This window comes from Mycolicibacterium obuense (assembly GCF_055397605.1).
On record NZ_AP043663.1, the window covers coordinates 1,260,981 to 1,282,212 of the forward strand.

Below are 21,232 nucleotides of genomic sequence, written 5' to 3' on the forward strand. Positions count from 1 at the left end.
TTCGCCCGGGGCGTACACGAGAACCCCGACCTTGAGCACCTAGCACTCTCATGTATAGAGTGCTAGGCGGCAGTCGGTTCAAACCCTGTGTCGGCACCCGCGACGACGGCGCGAGGGCGGTCACCGACCGCCGTGTACGCACACCTACATCAAGAGTGAAGGGGCTCCAATCGTGGCAGTCAACATCAAGCCACTCGAGGACAAGATCCTCGTTCAGGCCAACGAGGCCGAGACCACGACCGCTTCCGGTCTGGTCATCCCCGACACCGCCAAGGAGAAGCCGCAGGAAGGCACCGTCGTCGCAGTTGGCCCCGGCCGCTGGGATGAGGATGGCGAGAAGCGGATTCCTCTGGACGTGTCTGAGGGCGACGTGGTCATCTACAGCAAGTACGGCGGCACCGAGATCAAGTACGGCGGCGAGGAGTACCTGATCCTCTCGGCCCGCGACGTGCTGGCTGTCGTCTCCAAGTAAGCGAATCGTGTTCCGCCCCGGACATACCCGCACACGCGAGGTGATGTCCGGGGCGGTGCGCGTCATACCCGCCTTGAGGGAAAGAAACTTATGAGCAAGCAAATTGAGTTCAACGAGACCGCGCGCCGCGCCATGGAGGTCGGCGTCGACAAGCTCGCCGACGCGGTGAAGGTGACGCTGGGCCCGCGCGGCCGCCACGTCGTGCTCGCCAAAGCTTTCGGTGGCCCCACGGTCACCAACGACGGCGTGACCATCGCCCGTGACATCGACCTCGAGGATCCGTTCGAGAATCTCGGCGCCCAGCTCGTCAAGTCGGTCGCCACCAAGACCAACGACGTCGCCGGCGACGGCACCACCACCGCGACCGTGCTGGCCCAGGCCATGGTGAAGGCCGGTCTGCGCAACGTGGCGGCGGGCGCCAACCCGATCGCACTCGGCTCGGGTATCAGCAAGGCTGCAGACGCTGCGTCTGAGGCGCTGCTGGCTGCGGCCACCCCGGTCGCCGACAAGACGGCCATCGCACAGGTGGCCACCGTGTCCTCGCGCGACGAGTTGGTCGGCGAGCTGGTCGGCGAGGCCATGACCAAGGTGGGCACCGACGGCGTCGTCACCGTCGAGGAGTCCTCGACGCTGAACACCGAGCTCGAGGTCACCGAGGGCGTCGGCTTCGACAAGGGCTTCATCTCGGCCTACTTCGTCACCGACTTCGACTCGCAGGAAGCGGTTCTCGAAGACGCGCTGGTGCTGCTGCACCGCGAGAAGGTCAGCTCGCTTCCCGACCTGCTTCCGCTGCTGGAGAAGGTCGCCGAGGCCGGCAAGCCGCTGCTGATCGTCGCCGAAGACGTTGAGGGCGAAGCGCTTTCGACGTTGGTCGTGAATGCGATCCGCAAGACGCTGAAGGCCGTCGCTGTCAAGGCGCCGTTCTTCGGTGATCGTCGCAAGGCCTTCCTCGACGACCTCGCGGTCGTCACCGGCGGCCAGGTCGTCAACCCCGACGTGGGCCTCGTGCTGCGTGACGTCGGCCTCGAGGTGCTCGGTACCGCGCGGCGTGTCGTCGTCAGCAAGGACAGCACGGTGATCGTCGACGGCGGCGGCACCCAGGACGCGATCGAGGGTCGTAAGGCGCAATTGCGTTCGGAGATCGAGGCTTCCGATTCCGACTGGGATCGGGAGAAGCTCGAGGAGCGGCTGGCCAAGCTGGCCGGCGGCGTCGCGGTCATCAAGGTCGGCGCGGCCACCGAGACCGATCTGAAGAAGCGCAAGGAAGCCGTCGAGGACGCCGTGGCCGCAGCCAAGGCTGCTGTCGAAGAGGGCATCGTCGTCGGTGGCGGGGCCGCGTTGGTGCAGGCTCGCAGCGCCGTGGAGAAGCTGCGTGGAGAGCTCCAGGGTGACGAGGCGCTGGGCGTCGGTGTGTTCGCCGCCGCGCTGTCCGCACCTCTGTACTGGATCGCCACCAACGCCGGGCTCGACGGCGCGGTCGTCGTCAGCAAAGTGGCGGAACTGCCTGCAGGGCAGGGCTTCAACGCCGCGACGTTGGAGTACGGCGACCTGATCGCCCAGGGCGTCGTCGATCCTGTCAAGGTGACCCGCTCCGCGGTCGTCAATGCCGCATCGGTGGCGCGCATGGTGCTGACCACCGAGACCGCGGTGGTCGACAAGCCGGCCGAGCCGGAAGCCGACGGTCATGGCCACAGCCATGGACACGGCCATCACCACCACTGAGTAGTGCAACAAGACACCCCCGGTCCGAATGGGCCGGGGGTGTTTTCGTATGAGGGTGAACGCCTTGCCGGCAGGCACACCCGTGTCACGGGATAGCGAGTGGCACCAGATCTTCGCGCACCTCACCGTGGGCGAACGCGCTCCACTGTGCACGAACCCGGACCGCCAACTCCTCGTCGACACCCTCGATGCCCAACATCGGTGCGTCTGACCATGTTTCGCGAGACCCCAGCAGTAGCGGGACCTCGATGCAGTGGCATGCCCCGAGGGGGCCGGGTGTCCAGTCGACGCGGTAGGTGTGCGCACGCCCACCGGCAGCGCGCCATGACGAGGCAAGGGCGAGCGCGGGGCCGCCGAACACCTGTCGCGTGAGTGCGCGCGCAGCCATTCGCGACGCTGCAGCCCCGACGGCACCCAGCCGGCGCAGGTGAGCGCCCCGCTTGTCGAGCATCACGAACGGCAGGGCGTCGTCCCTCGTGTAGCCGACCAGGATCTCGACCCGGGAGGCTGCCGCCAACCTCGACGAGGCCCCCATCGGGGTCTGGCCCACCGTCGGTGCCAACGCCATCTTGCCGATCACGCCGAACGGCGCGGCAGCGGTCAATGCCGCCACCTGCGCCTGCAGCAGCAACTCGATGTCCGCATCGCACGGCGCCACGCCCGACAGCCGCGCCGATGCCGCCTCACGCATCGCCGCAACCATGGCCGTTCGATCGACGCCCAGGATGCCGAGCGGAGCGCTCTGCAGAATCGCCCGGGAGAACAAGGCCTCCGTCTCCGGACACATCATCAGCGCCAGCGCCGAATAGCCACCCGCGGACTGACCGAACACCGTGACACGCCCAGGGTCACCGCCGAACGCGGTGATGTTGTCCTGCACCCACCGCAGCGCGGCGATCTGGTCGAGCAATCCCAGGTTGTCCCAACCCGCGTCGGCGAGGTTGAGGAAACCCAGAATTCCGAGCCGGTAGCTGACCCGCACGACGATCACGCGGCCCTCGCGCACGAGGGCGTCGGGGTCGTACTTGGCGGCCTCACCGCTCCCCGACACGTAGGCGCCGCCGTGGAACCACACCATCACCGGCAGACCGGTGGCGTCAGCGGGCGCGGTCACGCTCAAGACCTGGCACCGCTCGCTCATCTCGAGTTCGTCGATCACGGGTCCCGTGACGAACGCCAGCCGCGACGGCAGTTGCGGGCAGGCGGGGCCGCGCGCCGTCGCGTCGACGACATCGGTGGAGGCGGTGACGGGAACCGGCGGTGCGAATCGTTCGGCGCGCGCGTAGGGCACCCCGCGCGCCTGGATGAGCCCGTCGACCTCGTCGACCCGCAGTCGGCCGCTCGTCGCGGGAATCAGACGCGTGGCCACGCGTCCACCCTAGGTCGATGTGCCCACACTCACCCTGGCAGACCCTGGTCAACGCGCCTGCCATGAGTAAAATAGGTTTTGCTCATGACCGAATCGGCTGAGCCAATTCGACCAACCAGGAGGGCACAGCCGTGGGCGCGCAGCCGAGCCAGCGCGGGCTTCTGAGCCGCATCGTGCGGGAGACCGACCCGCCGACCGGCGCCATGCCGCGGCTCCCGGCGTCACGGGCCGAGATCGACGAGGCGTACTACGAGCGCGTGGGCGAGGTGCTCGACCTCGCGGGCAACATCGGCGCCATCCTGATGGCGTCCGGAACGCCCGCCACCGCGACGATGGACCAGGTCACCGCGATCACTTCGGCCTACGGTGTCGAACGCTGCGAAGTCGACGTCATCAACACCACGATCCACATCGCCGCCTATCGCGGCCCGTCGTCGCCGGTCAGCACCCTGCACATCGTGCAGTCGCGATCCATCGACTTCAGCCGGCTGGCCGCCGTCGACCGGTTGATCACCAAGATCCGCGCCGGTGAGATCTCACCGACCGATGCTCGCGCCGAACTCGACGAGATCATCGTCGCCCCGCACCCGTACCGCCGGTGGATTGCCACTCTGGCGTGGGGTGCGCTGGCCTTCGCGACCGCTGGCACGCTCGGCGCGGGCTGGCTCGGCTGCGTGGTCAGCGCCTTGAGCACCATGACCATCGACCGGGTGAACCGGCGTCTCAACCGGCATGGCCTACCGTTCTTCTTCCAGTACGCCGTCGGCGGGATGATCGCCGCCGCGCCGCCGATCATCCTCTACTGGCTCAGCCCCCGACTGGGTCTGCACTTCGAGCCGAGCATCGCCATCGCCGCCGGCCTCGTCGTGCTGCTCGCCGGGTTGTCGCTGGTGGGGTCGGTCGGCGACGTCATCAGCGGCGCCCCGGTCACCGCCGCCGGACGCTTCTTCGAGCTGGTGATGATGACGGGAGCGACGATCGCCGGTGTGGCACTGGTGCTGCATCTGGCCAACCGCTTCGGCGCACCGTTCGTCGCCATCGACGCGCACTCACCGCCTGCCATCGCCGAATTCCCGGCCCGCGTCGCATTCGGCGCGGCGAGCGCTGCGGCCTACGCGCTGGCCTGCTACGCCGAACGCTCGGCGGCCATCGCTGCCGCTTTCGGCGGTGCGGCGGGCACCATCGCGTTCCTGCTCGCCCAAGGCGCCGGCCTGGGGGCTGTGGTGGCGTCGTTCGTCGCGGCCGTGCCGATCGGGCTGGTCGGCCGGTTGATGGAACGTCGCAACCTGGCACCGCCGATGGTCGTCTCGATCGCCGGCATCGTCCCGCTGCTGCCGGGTCTGGCGTTGCTGCACGGCATCTACGCCATCCTCAACGACCAGAGCGCCGTGGGCTTCGCGTCTGTGCTGGGCGCATTCGCCATCGGAACCGCGCTCGCAGCAGGCGTGACTCTGGGCGAGTGGAGTTCGTGGAAGGTCCGCCGGCGACGGCTGCAGGCACGGCGCACGAACCGCAGTCTGAAGCTGCCGGGACGCTCACCGCTGAGCTCTGCGGACTGAGTGGCCTCCCGATCAGGCGGAGCGGCGAATGCCTCGCTTGAGCAGGAGTTCGCGCTCGGACTCGCTCAAGCCGCCCCAGATGCCGTAGGGCTCACCCACTGCAAGCGCGTGTGACCGGCACTGAGTGATCACGGGGCAACTACGGCACATCTCCTTGGCGCGCATCTCGCGCTGGGCGCGAGCGCGGCCACGCTCGCCGTCGGGATGGAAGAACATCGCGGAATCGACACCCCGGCAAAGACCTTGCATCTGCCAGTCCCAGATGTCGGCATTCGGACCGGGAAGCTGCTGCGGCTGTGGCACTGCGAAACCCCTCTCTGCGCATCCCATTTGTGAAATCCCGTGGGTGCGTCAGTCGTGGAAATGATCCGAGCACAGTCGCCGATGACCACTCGTGCACACAACGTAGAAGGGCTTCGGATTTTCCGTCAATAGCCTCCCCTGTGCGAAAGTGCATACGCCGCAGGCGAGATTTAACATCGCGTTCATCGGTGCGACTTCGTCGCAACGAAGGAGGTGATAAACGCTCGCTCGTCACCGCCCATTTCGGTGTCATTTCTCCCGGTCAGTAAATATCCCGCTCCGAGAACGGAACTCGACACCCGTCGACCAGTTTTCCTGTTCGTAACACGGCAAGCATGAACTGTTAACTGACGGTCGCAACAGATCCGCCGGAGTTGATAGCGTCTGCTCTCGACATGGGTGAGGCAGCGTTCGGCAGCAATCCCGGTGCGTGGCCGCTCGCCGCTGAGAGCACCCCTGAGGGGCTGTGGCTGCGGGCCGTGGCCGCCGGCGGCCAGGGGCGCTACGCCGCTGCCGAGGCGGACCTGGACCGGCTGCTGCGCGCCGTGGACCGCGGGCCGCTCGCTTCGCTGGCGCTCAGCACGCGGGCCTCCTTTCTGCGTCAGCTCGGCTGGCACGACCGCGCCCGCTCGTTCGACGGTGCGGCATGGGCGCTCACGGGTGGAACCGGAGAAGCCGCCGCCGACGCACTGATCGGATTGGCTGCCGACGCGCTGGGTGTCGGTCGGTTCGCGGCGTCTGACCGAGCGTTGGCGCGGGCCGCCGATCTCGTCTCCGCGTCGGAATCAACGCGGCTGCCGGTCCGGCTCGCGTGGGTGTCGGCCGAGCTGGCGATGGCCCGCGCTGACGGCTCCGCCCTCGAGCACGCCGAGCGGGGCGTCGAGTTGGCCGCGCACACGCCGTCCGTGCGGCACCGGGTCAAGTCCCTGCTCGTGCGCGCCGCGGCGCAGTGTGCGGCCGGAGCTCTCGAGGCTGCCCGCACAGACGGCGATCGCGTGCTGACACAGACCGGCGAGCACGGCCTGATTCCGCTGCGGTGGGCGGCCGCCTCACTGCTGGCGGGCATCGGGAGCGCACAGTGCTCGGCGGCGGAGATCACGGACATCCGCGACAGTTGCGCCGAAACCGTGATCAGACGAGGCGGCGTGTGGCGCTCGCGCTAACGGGGTTGCACCGCAAGTGGTCGTTATTGTTTAGCTGAGCCACACAACTGACACCTCCGAATCCGGTGTCCCCGACGTAACGCTGGAGAGCCTGCTCACGATGACAATTTCGGGAGAACGTCTCGATGCTGTCGTGGCAGAAGCCATCGCCGGCAACCGGGATGCACTCCGGGAGGTGCTGGAGACCATCCGCCCCCTCGTCGTCCGCTACTGCCGGGCGCGCGTGGGAACAGCGGAACGCAGCGGTCTGTCAGCTGATGACGTTGCTCAGGAGGTGTGCTTGGCTGCCATCACGGCGCTGCCGCGGTACAAGGATCAGGGACGACCGTTTCTGGCCTTCGTGTACGGCATCGCAGCGCACAAGGTTGCCGACGCACATCGGGCCGCCGGACGTAACAAGGCGGACCCGATGGAGGTGGTGCCGGAACGGTTCTCCGGTGAGGCCGGTCCCGAGCAGATGGCGATCGACTCCGAGTCGTCGGCCAGGATGAGTGCCCTCCTGCAGATCCTTCCCGAGAAGCAGCGCGAGATCCTGATCCTTCGGGTGGTCGTCGGCATGAGCGCCGAGGAGACCGCCGAAGCGGTGGGCAGCACGGCCGGCGCGGTCCGAGTGGCCCAGCATCGCGCGCTGTCCCGATTGAAGACGGAGATCATGGCGACGGGACGAGGCCATGCCTGATTTCGGACGCTGGAACAACGGCGGCGGTGATCCGTCGCTGAACGAGATCAACCGCACCGACCAGTTCCTCGACGCGCTGGCCGGGCAGCAACCCGTGTACGCGACCGATCGCGGTGAAGCGGAATTGAGCCAGTTGCTGGCGAGCTGGCGCGACGACGTCCGCGAAACACCGATGAACGATGTCCTCAGCCTGCAGGACGCCGCCGCGGCGCTTGATCGCGTGGCATCTCCCGGGCGACGGCGGCGGGTATCGCTGGCCGTGGTCGGTTCGGCGGCGGCTGCGGTGCTCTGCCTGGGTGGATTCGGTGCTGTGATCGCCGGCTCCGGCCCGGGCGATGCCCTCTACGGGTTGCGCACCGTGCTGTTCGGCGAGCAGGCGCAGACGCGCGACGACGCGGTGGCGCTCGCCGCGCAGACCGAGATGCAGCAGGTGCAGAAGCTGATCGAGCAGGGGGACTGGCAGGGGGCGCAAGCCAAGCTGCAGGCGGTGACGACGACCGTCGCGACGGTCGGTGACGATCAGCGCAAGGCCGAGCTGGTGTCCCAGTGGCAGGAGCTGACCGTCAAGGTCGAGGCGCAGAATCCCGCCGCGACCGTGCCGCCGGGTGCGCCGCTGCCTACCTTCCCCGTGGTGAGTGTCGATCCGAACGCGGTCCTCCCGACCTCACCGTCGGACACGTCGTCGGCGACCTCTCCGGCGGACACCACGTCGGTGACGACTTCGGTCACGTCGTCTCCGGCACCGACCGAGACCACCACCTCGGGTGAGGTCCCGTCGTCGAGTGCTGCGACCACGTCTGTGACGGCACCGTCGTCATCGGCACCGTCGTCGTCACTGGAGGCGACCCCGTCGAGCACGCCCGCGCCGACCACGACGGCTCCGCGCACGACCACTCGCACCACCACGGAGGCGCCGTCGACCTCGACCTCAGCCGCCGTGGCACCGACCACGACGACATCGGTGGTGGTTCAGCAATCGACGACCACCGCGGCACCTCGGGTCACCACGGCAGTGCCGACATCGGTGCCGACATCGGCAGAGCCGGTGAGCACGACCGCGCCGGTCGTCGCCGTTCCGAGCGCTCCGGCGGTGGTGGAGCCTGCAGCCCCGACCACGACGACGATCCTGCCTGTGGTGCCGGTGCTACCTGTCGTGCCGGGGGCGCCCCGCTGACGGGCGGGCGATTGCGCTCTCAGCGATACCCGTCGGACTCCGAGGCCGCCTCGTTCAGCGACGCATCGGCGTAACCGCGGCAGTAATCCCAGGTGACGTAGGAGTCCGGCTCGGGGTCGTAGGCCGGTTCGTGCGGCCGGACGGTGCCGTCGACCAGCAGCTGCAACAGGTTGGCGCGCAGCATGTCCCAGTCGTGGTAGTGATCCTGCTGGCATTCGTCGCAGCAGACGACCAGGCCGCGAATTCCCTTGTGCGCCAACAGCGCTTCGTAGACAGCCAGGTCAGCCAGGTCGGCTTCCACGGCGGTGCGTTCCTGCGGATCCAGCGGCTGCCCCGGCTCGAGCGCATCAAGCGCAGCCGACGGATCGCTCGGGTCGTCGGCGAACGGGTCAGGCGGCAATCCTGGCGGCAGGTGGTCTCGCACGCCACAAGAGTACGCAGCCCCGCGGGTATCGCGCCAGCACTCCCGCGGCACGTCATGGCGGACACAAATGCCGAGCTTGATGCCGATAAGATGGGCTTTCAGGTCGCGTTCGTCTCTCGTGCGCTGGGCCTGTCCCGTGTCTGGTTACTGGAGGCTCCCATGTCGATCGCCGAGAGCAGCATTCCCCTGGCCATGCCGGTGCCCACCGGCGGCGATGATCCGACCAAGGTCGCCATGCTGGGACTCACGTTCGATGACGTCCTTCTGCTGCCCGCGGCCTCCGATGTGATCCCCGCCACTGCCGACACCTCCAGCCAGCTGACCCGCAAGATCCGGCTGAAGGTGCCGCTGGTCAGCTCCGCCATGGACACCGTCACGGAGTCGCGGATGGCGATCGCGATGGCGCGCGCCGGCGGCATGGGCGTGCTGCACCGCAACCTCCCCGCCGCCGAGCAGGCCTCCGCGGTGGAAACCGTCAAGCGGTCCGAGGCCGGCATGGTGACCGACCCCGTCACCTGCTCGCCGGACAACACGCTGGCCGAGGTCGATGCGATGTGCGCGCGGTTCCGCATCTCGGGTCTGCCGGTGGTCGACAACGCCGGGCAGCTGGTCGGCATCATCACCAACCGCGACATGCGGTTCGAGGTCGATCAGTCCAAGGCCGTCCGTGAAGTGATGACCAAGGCACCGTTGATCACCGCCCAGGAGGGTGTGTCGGCGGAGGCAGCGCTGGGGCTGTTGCGCCGCAACAAGATCGAGAAGCTGCCGATCGTCGACGGGAACGGCAAGCTGACCGGGCTGATCACGGTCAAGGACTTCGTCAAGACCGAGCAGTTCCCGCTGGCCACCAAGGACAGCGACGGTCGGCTGCTCGTCGGCGCGGCCGTCGGCGTCGGTGAGGACGCGTGGGCGCGTGCGATGACGCTGGCAGATGCCGGGGCGGATGTGCTGATCGTCGACACCGCGCACGCCCACAACCGCGGGGTGCTCGACATGGTGCACCGGCTCAAGGTCACCATCGGCGACCGCGTGGAGATCGTCGGCGGCAACGTGGCCACCCGTGCCGCTGCGGCCGCGCTCGTCGAGGCAGGCGCCGACGCGGTGAAGGTCGGCGTGGGGCCGGGCTCGATCTGCACCACGCGCGTGGTCGCCGGCGTCGGCGCCCCGCAGATCACGGCGATCCTCGAAGCGGTCGCCGCGTGCGCACCGCACGGTGTGCCGGTGATCGCCGACGGCGGACTGCAGTACTCCGGCGACATCGCCAAGGCGCTGGCCGCGGGCGCGTCGACGGCGATGCTGGGTTCGCTGCTGGCCGGCACCGCCGAATCTCCCGGAGATCTGATCTTCGTCAACGGCAAGCAGTTCAAGAGCTACCGCGGCATGGGCTCCCTGGGGGCGATGCAGGGGCGCGGCGCGGGCGGCAACCTGCGCGGCTCTTTTTCGAAGGACCGCTACTTCCAAGACGATGTGCTCTCGGAAGACAAGCTGGTGCCCGAGGGTATCGAGGGCCGGGTGCCGTTCCGCGGACCGTTGTCTCAGGTCATCCACCAGCTCGTCGGCGGTCTGCGTGCGGCCATGGGCTACACCGGCTCGGCCACCATCGAGCAGTTGCAGCAGGCGCAGTTCGTGCAGATCACCGCTGCGGGGCTCAAGGAGAGCCATCCCCACGACATCACGATGACGGTGGAAGCCCCCAACTACACCACCCGCTAGGGTCGTCGCGGGATCTACAGGGGAGTGGACAACATGCGAGACATGGTCGAGATCGGTATGGGCCGAACCGCGCGCCGTACCTACGAGCTCGGCGACATCAACATCGTGCCGTCACGGCGCACCCGGTCGTCCAAGGACGTCTCGACCGCCTGGCAGCTCGATGCCTACCGGTTCGAGATCCCGGTGCTCGCCCATCCGACCGATGCGCTGGTGTCTCCGGAGTTCGCCATCGAGCTCGGCCGCCTCGGCGGTCTGGGCATCCTCAACGGTGAGGGCCTGCTCGGCCGCCACGCCGATGTCGAGGCGCGCATCGCCGAGGTCGTCGACATCGCTGCCAAGGAGCCCGACCCGTCGGCGTCGGTTCGGCTGCTGCAGCAATTGCATTCGGCGCCAATCGATCTCGATCTGCTCGGCGCCGCGGTGGCGCGCATCCGGGAGGCGGGCGTCACCACTGCCGTGCGGGTCTCGCCGCAGAATGCCCAGGCGCTGACGCCGACGCTGGTGGCTGCCGGCATCGATCTGCTCGTCATCCAGGGCACGATCATCTCCGCTGAGCGCGTCGCGTCCGACGGCGAGCCGCTGAACCTCAAGACGTTCATCTCCGAGCTCGACGTGCCGGTGGTCGCCGGCGGCGTGCTCGACCACCGCACCGCGCTGCATCTGATGCGGACCGGGGCGGCCGGCGTGATCGTCGGGTACGGCTCGACGATGGGGGTGACGACGTCGGACGAGGTGCTCGGCATCAGTGTGCCGATGGCGACCGCGATCGCCGACGCCGCGGCCGCACGCCGGGAGTACCTCGACGAGACCGGCGGCCGGTACGTGCACGTCCTCGCCGACGGCGACATCCACACCTCGGGCGAACTGGCCAAGGCCATCGCCTGCGGCGCCGACGCCGTCGTGCTCGGCACCCCGCTGGCAGCGGCCGCGGAGGCGCTGGGCGGCGGCTGGTTCTGGCCGGCTGCGGCCGCCCACCCGTCCCTGCCGCGCGGTGCACTGCTGCAGGTCGCGGATGAAGAACGTCCGTCGCTCGAGCAGGTGTTGAACGGCCCGTCGGACGATCCGTTCGGCGCGCTGAACCTGGTCGGCGGTCTGCGGCGGTCCATGGCCAAGGCGGGGTACTGCGATCTCAAGGAATTTCAGAAGGTCGGCCTGACGGTCGGCGTCTGACCGAGACTGTCACTTTACAAATTAGGCCAACCTGTCTAGAAACTACTGGACGGTAAGTTCATAATGGACGTCATGAGGCCTGACTACGACGTCGTGATCATCGGTTCGGGGTTCGGTGGCAGCGTGAGCGCCCTACGACTCACCGAGAAGGGCTACAAGGTCCTCGTCCTGGAAGCGGGCAAACGCTACGAGGACCCCGACTTCGCCAAGACGTCGTGGAATCTGCGTCGCTTCCTGTGGGCGCCGCGATTCGGCATGTTCGGCATCCAGCGCATCCACCTGCTGAACAACGTGATGATCCTGGCCGGCGCCGGCGTGGGCGGCGGCTCGCTGAACTACGCCAACACGCTCTACGTGCCGCGGGAACCGTTCTTCAACGATCCGCAGTGGCGCGACATCACCGACTGGCGCTCCGAGCTGCTGCCCCACTACGACCAGGCGCAGCGGATGCTCGGCGTGGTCACCAACCCGACCGTCACCGACGCCGACCGCATCATGCAGGAAGTCGCCGAGGACATGGGCTGCCGCGACACCTGGGTGCCGACGCCGGTCGGAGTGTTCTTCGGCCCCGACGGCGAGAAGCGGCCCGGCCAGCTCCTGCCCGATCCGTACTTCGGTGGTGCCGGTCCGGCGCGCACCGGCTGCATCGAGTGCGGATCGTGCATGACGGGCTGCCGCTTCGGCGCCAAGAACACCCTGATCAAGAACTACCTCGGGCTGGCCGAGAAGGCCGGTGCGCACATCCAGCCGATGACGACGGTCACCGACTTCACCGAGCGCCCCGACGGCACATGGCAGGTCCGCACCGTGCGCACCGGCAGCTGGCTGCGGCGCACCCGCCGCACCTTCACCGCGAACCAGGTGATCGTCGCGGCCGGCACCTACGGCACCCAACGGCTGCTGTTCAAGATGCGCGACACCGGGCGGCTGCCGAAGCTCTCCGATCGTCTCGGGATGCTCACCCGCACGAACTCCGAGTCGATCGTCGGCGCAGGCCGACTTCGTGTCGCCGACGACCTGAACCTCACCCACGGCGTGGCGATCACGTCGTCGATCCATCCGACGTCCGATACGCATGTCGAACCGTGCCGGTACGGCAAGGGTTCCAATGCGATGGGTCTGTTGCAGACGCTGATGACCGACGGGGCAGGGCCCGAGGGCACCGATGTCCCGCGGTGGAAGCAGCTGGTGCGCACCGCCCGCGAGGATCCGAAGGGCACGATGCGGCTGCTCAATCCCCGCCGCTGGAGCGAGCGCACGATGATCGCGCTGGTCATGCAGAACCTGGACAACTCGATCACGACGTTCACCAAGCGCACCCCGTTCGGCTTCCACCGCTACCTCAGCAAGCAGGGTCACGGCGAGCCGAACCCGTCGTGGATTCCGGTGGGCAACGAGGTCACCCGCCGCATCGCCAAGAAGATCGACGGCGTGGCGGGCGGCACCTGGGGTGAGCTGTTCAACATCCCGCTCACCGCACACTTCCTCGGCGGCGCGGTCATCGGTGACAGCGCCGACCACGGTGTCATCGACGCCTACCACCGGGTGTGGAACTACCCGACGCTGTCGGTGGTCGACGGGGCGGCGATCTCCGCCAATCTCGGTGTCAATCCGTCACTTTCGATCACCGCGCAGGCTGAACGCGCCGCGTCGCTGTGGCCGAACAAGGGTGAGCAGGATCTGCGGCCCGCCCAAGGGCAGCCCTACCGGCGGCTCGACCCCATCGAGCCCGCGCGGCCCGTGGTGCCCGCGGGTGCGCCTGCGGCGCTGGACTGGGGGGTGAGCGCCGAGACGGTCAATCGGCGCGATCCCACCACCGCCGACGCGCAGGGCGCCTGACCTCCGAGCTGTCCCACTAGACTGTTCGGGTGGATTCTGCTGCTCCCCGCCCGGTGCTGGTGGTCGATTTCGGTGCCCAGTACGCCCAGCTCATCGCCCGGCGGGTGCGGGAGGCGCGGGTGTTCTCCGAAGTCATCCCGCACACCACGACCGTCGATGAGATCAAGGCGCGCAATCCGCGCGCAGTCGTCCTGTCCGGCGGGCCGGCCAGCGTGTACTCCGACGACGCGCCGCAACTCGACCCGGCGCTGTTCGATCTCGACATCCCGGTGTTCGGGATCTGCTACGGCTTCCAGGCGATGGCCCAGGCACTGGGCGGCACCGTCGCGCACACCGGCACCAGTGAATTCGGCCGCACCGAGCTGAATGTCGTCGGCGGAGAACTGCATTCGGATCTGCCGGACAGGCAGCCGGTGTGGATGAGCCACGGTGACGCCGTCACCGAGGCTCCCGCCGGATTCGACGTCGTCGCCACCAGTTCCGGTGCTCCTGTCGCTGCGTTCGAGAATCGGGCGCGTGGGCTGGCCGGTGTCCAGTACCACCCCGAGGTCATGCACAGTCCGCATGGCCAGCAGGTGCTCAGCCGGTTCCTGCACGAGTTCGCCGGCATCGATGCGACGTGGACGCCGGCCAACATCGCCGACGCCCTCGTCGAACAGGTCCGCACGCAGATCGGTGACGGACGGGCCATCTGCGGGCTGTCCGGCGGCGTGGACTCCGCGGTCGCAGCGGCGCTGGTCCAGCGAGCCGTCGGAGACCGGCTGACGTGCGTGTTCGTCGACCACGGCCTGCTGCGCGCCGGTGAGCGCGCCCAGGTGCAGCGGGACTTCGTCGCCGCCACCGGCGCCAACCTCGTCACGGTCGACGTGGCCGACCGTTTCCTGGAAGCACTGTCCGGGGTGACCAACCCGGAAGGCAAGCGCAAGATCATCGGCCGCGAATTCATCCGGGCGTTCGAAGGCGCCGTGCGGGATGCGTTGGGGGCGGCCGAAGGGGACGTCGAGTTCCTGGTCCAGGGCACGCTGTATCCCGACGTCGTGGAATCCGGTGGTGGCACCGGCACGGCGAACATCAAGAGCCACCACAACGTCGGTGGACTGCCGGGAGACCTGAAGTTCACGCTCGTCGAACCGCTGCGGCTGCTGTTCAAGGACGAGGTCCGTGCGGTCGGACGAGAACTCGGGCTGCCCGAGGACATCGTTGCGCGCCAACCCTTCCCGGGTCCCGGTCTGGGCATCCGGATCGTCGGCGAGGTCACCGCGGACCGCCTCGACACGCTGCGCCGCGCCGATGCCATCGCTCGCGAGGAGCTCACCTCGGCCGGTCTGGACCACCAGATCTGGCAGTGCCCGGTGGTACTTCTCGCCGACGTGCGATCGGTCGGGGTGCAGGGCGACGGCCGCACCTACGGCCATCCGATCGTTCTGCGGCCGGTGTCGAGCGAGGACGCCATGACCGCGGATTGGACCCGGGTGCCCTACGAGGTGCTGGAGCGGATCTCCACGCGCATCACCAACGAGGTGCGCGAAGTGAACCGAGTCGTGTTGGACATCACGAGCAAGCCTCCCGGCACGATCGAATGGGAGTGAGCACACCTACTCGCCCGGACCACTGCCGTCGGTGTCGGTCTTCTCGCTTTTCTCGATGAGATCCCCGAGCATTGTCGCGACCGTCGTCTCGACCGCGGACTCGACCGAAAACGCCAGTGTCGCACTGACTGCACTCACCGCCTGGGTCCGGAACCGCACCAGGGTGGTGATCAGTTCGGCGACGGTGACGTCATCCGGCATCGCGGCTCCGGGGTTGATCTTGTCGACCACCTCCTCGAGGCCGGCCTGCACCAGGATCGCGCTGATCTGATCGAGGAGCGGACTGACCTGCTCGTGGATGTCGATGAGCTTGTCGTACGCCACGCCGAATCGGTGGATCTCGGCGAGGACCTCGACCAGGGTCGGCCGCACCACCGTGGCGTGATCGCCGTCGACGCGGATGATGTCGAGGGCGACCATGCGGTCGAACGCGGCGTCGTCGCCGACGGTGTCGCGGGCCTCGGCGAGTGCCATCCGCTGCGGCTTCTCGGTGGCCCAGCTGCCCGCGATCGCGGACTCCAGACCCAGCATGTCCCCGATGTTCTTGCCCTGCTCCCACGCCGAGAGCATCTCGTTGACGTGGGCGATGTTGTAGCCGCGGTCGAGCAGCGACGTGATCAGTCGCAGCCGGGTCAGGTGGGTGTCGTTGAACAGCGCGATCCGGCCCACCCTCAACGGCGGGTGCAGCAGACCGCGGTCCCGGTAGACGCGGACATTGCGGGTCGTCGTCCCACCCAGCCGAGCCAGCTCGTCGATCCGGTACTCGCCGGATTCGGTGACACCGTGTGGATGCACCGCAGCGTCGAAAAGTTGCGACACCGCGGCTTCGACGACGTCACGCGAACCGCGGCGAAGACGTCGCAGGATCGTCGGGATCGGCCCGCTGGACCTCGGTTGGGACATCTCGGTCGGGAAGTTCGGTCAGGCGGTGGACGACACGGCGCGCACCTGCGCCCCGTGTGCCACCGCGGCATAGTCGTCGAACCGGAATTGGCGCATCTGTCGAAGATACTGTGTCGCCAGTCCCGGGTACATCGACGCATTGAAGCCGTCGGCGGTCAGATACCAACTGCTGCAGCCCGACATCCAGGTCGTCTTGGTCAACCGCTGCTGGATGGCGGCGTTGTACCGGCGCTGCACGTCGGCGCGCACGTCGAGGTACCGCAGGTTCTGCGCCAGGATCGTGGTGATACCGGCGACCGCGTAGTCGATCTGCCCCTCGATGTAGACCAGCAGCGAGTTGTGGCCGGGCCCGGAGTTCGGGCCGGTCATCAGGAACAGGTTGGGGTAGCCGTGCACGCTGGCGCTCTTGTGCGCCTCGGCATGTGCCGCCCAGTCCTGTTGGAGCGAGCGGCCCCCCAATCCGGTGACGGGGAACGGTGGGCCGGACAGGTGGACGTCATAACCGGTGGCGAACACGATCGCGTCGAGATGGTGTTCGATCCCGTCGCTGGTGCGGATACCGGCCGGGCTCAGCGTCGCGATCGGCCAGTCGATGAGTTTGCAGTTCTCCTTCTGCAGCGCGGTGTAGTAGTCGTTGGAGATCAGCATCCGCTTACATCCGGGAGTGAAGTCCGGGGTGAGCTGGCGGCGCAGCCACTTGTCCTTGATCCGCAGACGCAGATGCGCGCGACCCAACGCCGAGACCAATCCGGTCAGCGGGGTGTTCCACACCAGGGCGGCCGCGCACGCCTCGTGCCCCCAGAACAATGCCTGACGTGTGAGCTCCTGTGCGGCAGGGACTTTGGCGAACAGCTGCTGGACCGAATCGGGGATGCCGACATCGGGACGGGGCAGCACCCAGCCGGGGGTGCGTTGGAACACCTTGACGAAGGCGGCGTCCTTGACCAGTTCGGGAACGAGTTGCACGGCGCTGGCGCCGGTGCCGATCACGCCGATCCTCTTGCCGGTGACGTCGAAATCGTGGTCCCACGAGGCGCTGTGGATCTTGGTGCCCTTGTACGTCTCGATTCCGCGGATGTCAGGCAGGCTGTGATCGGCCAGCGGGCCCGATGCCATCACGACGGTGCGGGCGCAGATCTTCCTGCGGCCGTTCGTCGTTGCCGTCCACACTCCGGTGTCCTCGGCGAAGCTCAGGCCGGTGACCTCCGTACCGAATCGGATCAGCCGGCGCAGATCGTGCTGATCGGTGAGATCTCGGATGTGGTCTCGGATCTCGCCGCCGGACGGGTACATCCGCGACCAGGCCGGGTTACGGGCGAACGAGAACGAATACAGCATGGTCGGGATGTCGCAGGCCACCCCGGGGTAGGTGTTGTCACGCCAGGTTCCGCCGACGTCGTCGGCGCGTTCGACGATCGCGATGTCGTCGACTCCTGACTTCTTCAGCTTGATGGCTGCTCCCAGCCCGGTGAAACCGGCGCCGACGATCAGGGTGTCGTGGATGTGTGTCTGGGCCATGGGTCAGGCCGCCGGCTCGTGCGTGAGCTCCTTGAACCAGGAGGGGATGGGCCGCAACAGCATCTTCGGGTAGTAGTCGGACGCCCACACCAGGGGGTTGGCGAGCCAGTGGTAGGGGTTGCGGGGGTTGATCACTGCGCGTCCGTGATACTTGAGCAGCTGGTAGGTCGGTACCCGCCAGGTCTTCTCGCCGCGCTCACCCAGGGTCTGGAACCGCTTCATGGCGTTGTAGAGCTTTTCGGGCTGAAGGCCCATGTCGATGATGTTGTTGCGCATCCGGTTGAGCAGCGGGACGTACATGATCATGCCCATGATGAGAGCGGGGGAGGCGATGTTGCCGACGAACTGCACGATCAGACGGTGCAGGTCGCTGTGGCCGATCATGTCGAGCACCGCGAAATCGACGGCGATGTGGCGGGATTCGTCATTGTTGATCTTCTCGAACACCTGGTGGCAGACGGGGTCGTGCACCTCTTCGAGCAGGAACTTCAGCAGCGCCCCGTCGAGGGCCACCTCGAGCATCGGGATCACGGTGCCCAGGATCGACAGCGACATGTCGTCGGAGTAGGCGTCGAGCCAGTCGATGGCCAGCCGGATGTTGACGTTCGGTTCCGGCATCTCATCGCCGTCGAGCATGCCCCACCGCTTCATCAGCGCCAGTTCGGCATTGGCATGCCGCTGCTCCTCGGCATGGAAGTACCGGTAGATCTCGGCGATCGTCGGCGTGGGGGCCTTCTTGGCCAACGCGGCGAACCCGCGGGCTCCGACGTTCTCGATCCAGCACAGATCGGCCATGAACGCCTTGAGCTTGGGCCGCATCTCGTCGGTGATCGTCTCGGCGCCCGGTGCGTCCCAGTCGATGTCGGCCAGTGCCCACTGCCTGTCCTTGATCTTGGCGAGCATGGCGTCCATGTCCATCGTGGCGTGTGCCATCGGTGTCTCCTCCTAGGTGGTGACGCGGGTGATCAGGCCGGCGGCGCGGGTGTACACCGTCGGGGTGAAACGTTTGATGCCCCAGCCGATCCGGGCTTCGGGCTGCGGCATGCAGTACAGGCCGCCGCGATCGAGGGTGTCCAGGCAGGTGCGGGCCACCCGGTCGGGGGAGAAGCCGATCCAGCGCATCAGGTTGTCGGCGAGATGGGTGGAGGATTCGGAGATTCGGCCTGCGCTGACGATGTTGGTCTTGACGAACGTGGGGCACAGCGCCGTCACGGTGACGCCGGTGCCGGCGAGTTCGGCCGACAGCGTCTCCGACAGTGACAGCGTGCCCGCCTTGCTCACGTTGTAGGCCGCCATCCCCGGTGCGGCGCCGAAAGCGGCTGCGGAGGCGACGTTGACGATGCCTGCGGGGCGGCCGGCGTCGCGCAGGATCGGCGCGAAGACGTGGCAGCCGTGGATCGGGCCCCACAGGTTCACACTGAGCACCCACTTCCAGTCGGCGAGGTCGATCTCGCCGATCGAGGCGCCGCCGGCGCCGACACCGGCATTGTTGATGACGACGGTGGGTGCGCCATCGAAGAACGAGCGCGCCGCATCGGCGAGCCGGAACACGTCGTCGATGTCGGTCACGTCGCAGCGGACCGCCGATGCCTCGGTCCCGGTGCTGCGGAGTGTGTCGGCCGTGGCCGTGGCAGCGTCGAGATCGATGTCGCTGCACAGCACCCGGCCGCCGCGGCGAGCTAGCTCGGCGGCGAACGCAGCGCCGATACCGCTGCCCGCACCGGTGATCACCGCATCGGCACGGTGGCTGCGCCTGGTTCCGAAGACGATCATCTAGCCGGCCTGCTCGATCATGGGCTGGGTCAGGACATCGGCGATGAAGCCGGCGACGTCGCGCATCGCGGGCACCGCTTCGGGGGTGAGGCGGGGCAGGGCCTGGAAGACGTGGACCTGGTCGGGCCAGATCTGCAGGTGGGCTTCACCGCCGGCGACCCGAAGGTCTTCGGCGAGCGCGATCGCATCGGCGGCGAGCATCTCGGCGCCGCCGGCCTGGATCAGCGCGGGTGGCAGTGTCCGCCCTTGAGCCACATCGAGTTTCAGTCTGGGGTGAGTGTGTTCGATTCCCCGGCAATACAACTCGACTAGTCGAGCTGCGTCGCGAGAGCGGATCGCGGGGTCGGGGCGGGTGCGTTCGCGCGTACGGGCCAACGCGAACGTGAGGTCAAGCAGCGGTGATAACAACACCATGCCCGCGGGGTGGTGGACGTCTGGCTGCAGCAGCAGATCGACGGTGAGGTGGCCGCCGGCCGAATCGCCGGCGATCACCGTGCGTTCGGGGGCGATGCCGTGCTCACCGGTGAGCCACTCCCAGCCCCGGCGGACATCGTCGGCGGCGGTGGGGAATCGGTGCTGCGGCGCCAGCCGGTAGTCGATGCTGAAGACCCCGATTCCGGTCAGTCGGGAGAGCCAGGACACCAGCCGCCGGTGGGTGCGGGTCGAGCAGAGCGCGAAACCGCTGCCGTGGACGAAGTAGATCGCTCGGGTGGTGTCACGGGGAACGCCTCGGCCCCAGACCCATTCGCCGACGACGCGCCCGCCGTCAGGGGTGCGGACGTCGACGGGTTCTGTCCGGGTGCCGGCGAGGGAGGGGCCGAAGGTGTCCATCAGCCGGGCCACGATCTGCCGCGAGGTCCACAGTCCCCATGGTTGATCGGGCGGAAGGATCAGGCTCAGCTGACGCAGGGTCAGTCCGGCGAGTGCGGCGGCACTGCGGGACCGGTGGGACCCGCGGTGGGTCAGGTCGGTGGCGATCTCTCCGATGAGCATTGGATGGATACAACCTCCAATGCTGACATTTGTCAATGACACTATTCGACGATGGCAGGTTGGGATTGGTTGACGATGTCGGTGGGTGGGTGTTTACTGGCGGCATCGAACAAACATTCGAACATCGAGTGAGGCGGATGATGTGCACGGTGCAGTTGTGACAGGGGTGAAGGCGGTGAATCGATGCCCTGTCACCCGTGCTGAGCAGCTGGAACAGCTTCGTCGGCAGATGGCGTCGGTGTCGGGGAAGGTAGGGGCCGGCCGGCGGTCCGCGCCTGTGGCGGCAGCCCCGGAAACGGTCGCACAGCCTGACGATAGTTTGCTGGAGGTGTCGGATCTGGGGGTGCTGCCACGGGGAACCGTGGCGGTGGTGTCGGGCGCGCGGTCGCTGGAGTTGAAGATCGTCGCCGCCGTGACGGCCGAGGGGGGCCACGTCGCGATCATCGGCCAGCCGGACGTGGGTCTGCTCGCGGCGGTGGAGATGGGGGCGGATCTGAGCCGGATCGCTGTGATCCCGGAGCCGGGGGCCGACCCGGTCGAGGTGGCGGCCGTGCTGATGGACGGGATGGATCTGGTGGTGCTCGGCTTGGGGGGCCGGTCGGTGCCGCCATCCCGGGCCAGGGCGGTGGTGGCCCGTGCGCGCCAGCGGGGGTGCACGCTGCTCGTCACCGACGGCATCTGGCAGGGTGCTTCCACTCGGTTGGAAGCCGCGGTCAGCGGCTTCGACATCGCCGGTCCGGGGGATGGGTCGCCTGTCCCTGGCTGCGGGCGGATCGGTCGGGTACGTCTGGCGATGCGGGCCCGGGGACGGGTGCCGCTCAACCGGGTGGTGAACGGCTAGGTGGCCGGCTCCCGATCATCGGGCAGGG

19 protein-coding genes are annotated in these 21,232 nt (G+C 67.9%); 11 read left to right on the forward strand and 8 right to left on the reverse strand.

What is annotated here, in order from left to right:
- Window positions 1–169 precede the first annotated feature (169 nt).
- Both groES and groL read left to right on the forward strand, forming a co-directional pair.
- A complete protein-coding gene (gene groES / locus ACZ50N_RS06135; protein ID WP_046365188.1) occupies window positions 170–472 on the forward strand; it encodes a co-chaperone GroES in 303 nt (100 codons plus the stop codon).
- Window positions 473–562: 90 nt separating this feature from the next.
- Window positions 563–2,194: a chaperonin GroEL gene (gene groL, locus ACZ50N_RS06140; RefSeq protein ID WP_046365187.1), complete on the forward strand. Its 1,632-nt coding sequence runs from the start codon at window positions 563–565 to the stop codon at window positions 2,192–2,194.
- An 85-nt stretch (window positions 2,195–2,279) separates the two neighbouring features.
- On the opposite strand, the gene ACZ50N_RS06145 is transcribed toward groL, so the two are convergent.
- Window positions 2,280–3,563: a carboxylesterase family protein gene (locus ACZ50N_RS06145; protein ID WP_464474910.1), complete on the reverse strand. Its 1,284-nt coding sequence runs from the start codon at window positions 3,561–3,563 to the stop codon at window positions 2,280–2,282.
- 131 nt (window positions 3,564–3,694) lie between these two features.
- On the opposite strand from ACZ50N_RS06145, the gene ACZ50N_RS06150 reads away from it, so the two are divergent.
- Entirely contained in the window at window positions 3,695–5,122 is a 1,428-nt protein-coding gene (locus tag ACZ50N_RS06150) for a threonine/serine exporter family protein (RefSeq protein WP_318257927.1), read from the forward strand.
- 12 nt (window positions 5,123–5,134) lie between these two features.
- Here ACZ50N_RS06150 and ACZ50N_RS06155 read toward each other — a convergent pair whose 3' ends face one another.
- Window positions 5,135–5,425, reverse strand: coding sequence for a WhiB family transcriptional regulator (locus tag ACZ50N_RS06155; protein ID WP_046365189.1), 291 nt, complete (start codon window positions 5,423–5,425; stop codon window positions 5,135–5,137).
- Between the two features lie 395 nt (window positions 5,426–5,820).
- Between ACZ50N_RS06155 and ACZ50N_RS06160 the strand changes: the two genes are divergently transcribed.
- From ACZ50N_RS06160 to ACZ50N_RS06170, 3 genes are all read left to right on the forward strand, one after another.
- Window positions 5,821–6,588 (forward strand): hypothetical protein, encoded by a 768-nt coding sequence (locus ACZ50N_RS06160; protein ID WP_464474911.1) that lies wholly within the window; start codon window positions 5,821–5,823, stop codon window positions 6,586–6,588.
- A gap of 100 nt (window positions 6,589–6,688) precedes the next feature.
- Complete coding sequence (locus tag ACZ50N_RS06165; RefSeq protein ID WP_046361747.1) at window positions 6,689–7,267, forward strand: sigma-70 family RNA polymerase sigma factor; 579 nt, start codon at window positions 6,689–6,691, stop codon at window positions 7,265–7,267.
- Window positions 7,260–8,441, forward strand: a complete 1,182-nt coding sequence (locus ACZ50N_RS06170) for an anti-sigma-D factor RsdA (protein ID WP_464474912.1) — start codon at window positions 7,260–7,262, stop codon at window positions 8,439–8,441. Before ACZ50N_RS06165 ends, ACZ50N_RS06170 begins: the two co-directional genes overlap by 8 nt.
- A 19-nt stretch (window positions 8,442–8,460) precedes the next feature.
- Here the strand turns inward: ACZ50N_RS06170 and ACZ50N_RS06175 are convergent, their stop codons facing one another.
- Entirely contained in the window at window positions 8,461–8,865 is a 405-nt protein-coding gene (locus ACZ50N_RS06175; protein ID WP_043406106.1) for a DUF5319 domain-containing protein, read from the reverse strand.
- Between the two features lie 159 nt (window positions 8,866–9,024).
- On the opposite strand from ACZ50N_RS06175, the gene guaB reads away from it, so the two are divergent.
- The 4 genes from guaB to guaA all read left to right on the forward strand — a co-directional run bounded on the left by guaB (window position 9,025) and on the right by guaA (window position 15,176).
- Entirely contained in the window at window positions 9,025–10,578 is a 1,554-nt protein-coding gene (guaB, locus tag ACZ50N_RS06180; RefSeq protein ID WP_464474913.1) for an IMP dehydrogenase, read from the forward strand.
- A gap of 42 nt (window positions 10,579–10,620) precedes the next feature.
- Window positions 10,621–11,748, forward strand: coding sequence for a GuaB3 family IMP dehydrogenase-related protein (locus ACZ50N_RS06185; RefSeq protein WP_172835717.1), 1,128 nt, complete (start codon window positions 10,621–10,623; stop codon window positions 11,746–11,748).
- Window positions 11,749–11,820: 72 nt separating this feature from the next.
- Entirely contained in the window at window positions 11,821–13,587 is a 1,767-nt protein-coding gene (locus ACZ50N_RS06190) for a GMC family oxidoreductase N-terminal domain-containing protein (RefSeq protein ID WP_464474914.1), read from the forward strand.
- A gap of 29 nt (window positions 13,588–13,616) precedes the next feature.
- On the forward strand, window positions 13,617–15,176 hold the full coding sequence (gene guaA / locus ACZ50N_RS06195; protein WP_464474915.1) for a glutamine-hydrolyzing GMP synthase: 1,560 nt from the start codon (window positions 13,617–13,619) through the stop codon (window positions 15,174–15,176).
- Between the two features lie 6 nt (window positions 15,177–15,182).
- Here guaA and ACZ50N_RS06200 read toward each other — a convergent pair whose 3' ends face one another.
- From ACZ50N_RS06200 to ACZ50N_RS06220, 5 genes are read right to left on the reverse strand one after another with little or no spacing between them, the layout of a single operon-like run.
- Window positions 15,183–16,079: a MerR family transcriptional regulator gene (locus tag ACZ50N_RS06200; protein WP_464474916.1), complete on the reverse strand. Its 897-nt coding sequence runs from the start codon at window positions 16,077–16,079 to the stop codon at window positions 15,183–15,185.
- 18 nt (window positions 16,080–16,097) lie between these two features.
- Complete coding sequence (locus ACZ50N_RS06205; protein WP_464474917.1) at window positions 16,098–17,597, reverse strand: flavin-containing monooxygenase; 1,500 nt, start codon at window positions 17,595–17,597, stop codon at window positions 16,098–16,100.
- A gap of 3 nt (window positions 17,598–17,600) precedes the next feature.
- Entirely contained in the window at window positions 17,601–18,530 is a 930-nt protein-coding gene (locus ACZ50N_RS06210; protein ID WP_464474918.1) for a ferritin-like domain-containing protein, read from the reverse strand.
- A gap of 12 nt (window positions 18,531–18,542) precedes the next feature.
- Window positions 18,543–19,370 (reverse strand): SDR family NAD(P)-dependent oxidoreductase, encoded by an 828-nt coding sequence (locus ACZ50N_RS06215; RefSeq protein ID WP_464474919.1) that lies wholly within the window; start codon window positions 19,368–19,370, stop codon window positions 18,543–18,545.
- The gene (locus tag ACZ50N_RS06220) at window positions 19,371–20,363 is read right to left on the reverse strand and encodes an alpha/beta hydrolase (RefSeq protein ID WP_464474920.1); all 993 of its coding nucleotides are present in this window, start codon (window positions 20,361–20,363) and stop codon (window positions 19,371–19,373) included.
- Between the two features lie 157 nt (window positions 20,364–20,520).
- Here ACZ50N_RS06220 and ACZ50N_RS06225 point away from each other — a divergent pair, with 157 nt between their 5' ends.
- Complete coding sequence (locus ACZ50N_RS06225; protein ID WP_464474921.1) at window positions 20,521–21,204, forward strand: DnaE2-dependent mutagenesis accessory factor ImuA'; 684 nt, start codon at window positions 20,521–20,523, stop codon at window positions 21,202–21,204.
- Window positions 21,205–21,232 lie beyond the last annotated feature (28 nt).

Bases quoted from the DNA above. Each gene is read 5' to 3' on its own strand.
- ACZ50N_RS06210 (WP_464474918.1), bottom strand. From the start codon at position 18,530: ATGGCACACGCCACGATGGACATGGACGCCATGCTCGCCAAGATCAAG.
- ACZ50N_RS06170 (WP_464474912.1), top strand. From the start codon at position 7,260: ATGCCTGATTTCGGACGCTGGAACAACGGCGGCGGTGATCCGTCGCTG.
- ACZ50N_RS06165 (WP_046361747.1), top strand. From the start codon at position 6,689: ATGACAATTTCGGGAGAACGTCTCGATGCTGTCGTGGCAGAAGCCATC.
- ACZ50N_RS06205 (WP_464474917.1), bottom strand. From the start codon at position 17,597: ATGGCCCAGACACACATCCACGACACCCTGATCGTCGGCGCCGGTTTC.
- groL (WP_046365187.1), top strand. From the start codon at position 563: ATGAGCAAGCAAATTGAGTTCAACGAGACCGCGCGCCGCGCCATGGAG.
- ACZ50N_RS06160 (WP_464474911.1), top strand. From the start codon at position 5,821: ATGGGTGAGGCAGCGTTCGGCAGCAATCCCGGTGCGTGGCCGCTCGCC.
- ACZ50N_RS06185 (WP_172835717.1), top strand. From the start codon at position 10,621: ATGGTCGAGATCGGTATGGGCCGAACCGCGCGCCGTACCTACGAGCTC.
- guaB (WP_464474913.1), top strand. From the start codon at position 9,025: ATGTCGATCGCCGAGAGCAGCATTCCCCTGGCCATGCCGGTGCCCACC.
- ACZ50N_RS06190 (WP_464474914.1), top strand. From the start codon at position 11,821: ATGAGGCCTGACTACGACGTCGTGATCATCGGTTCGGGGTTCGGTGGC.
- ACZ50N_RS06220 (WP_464474920.1), bottom strand. From the start codon at position 20,363: ATGCTCATCGGAGAGATCGCCACCGACCTGACCCACCGCGGGTCCCAC.
- ACZ50N_RS06200 (WP_464474916.1), bottom strand. From the start codon at position 16,079: ATGTCCCAACCGAGGTCCAGCGGGCCGATCCCGACGATCCTGCGACGT.
- ACZ50N_RS06215 (WP_464474919.1), bottom strand. From the start codon at position 19,370: ATGATCGTCTTCGGAACCAGGCGCAGCCACCGTGCCGATGCGGTGATC.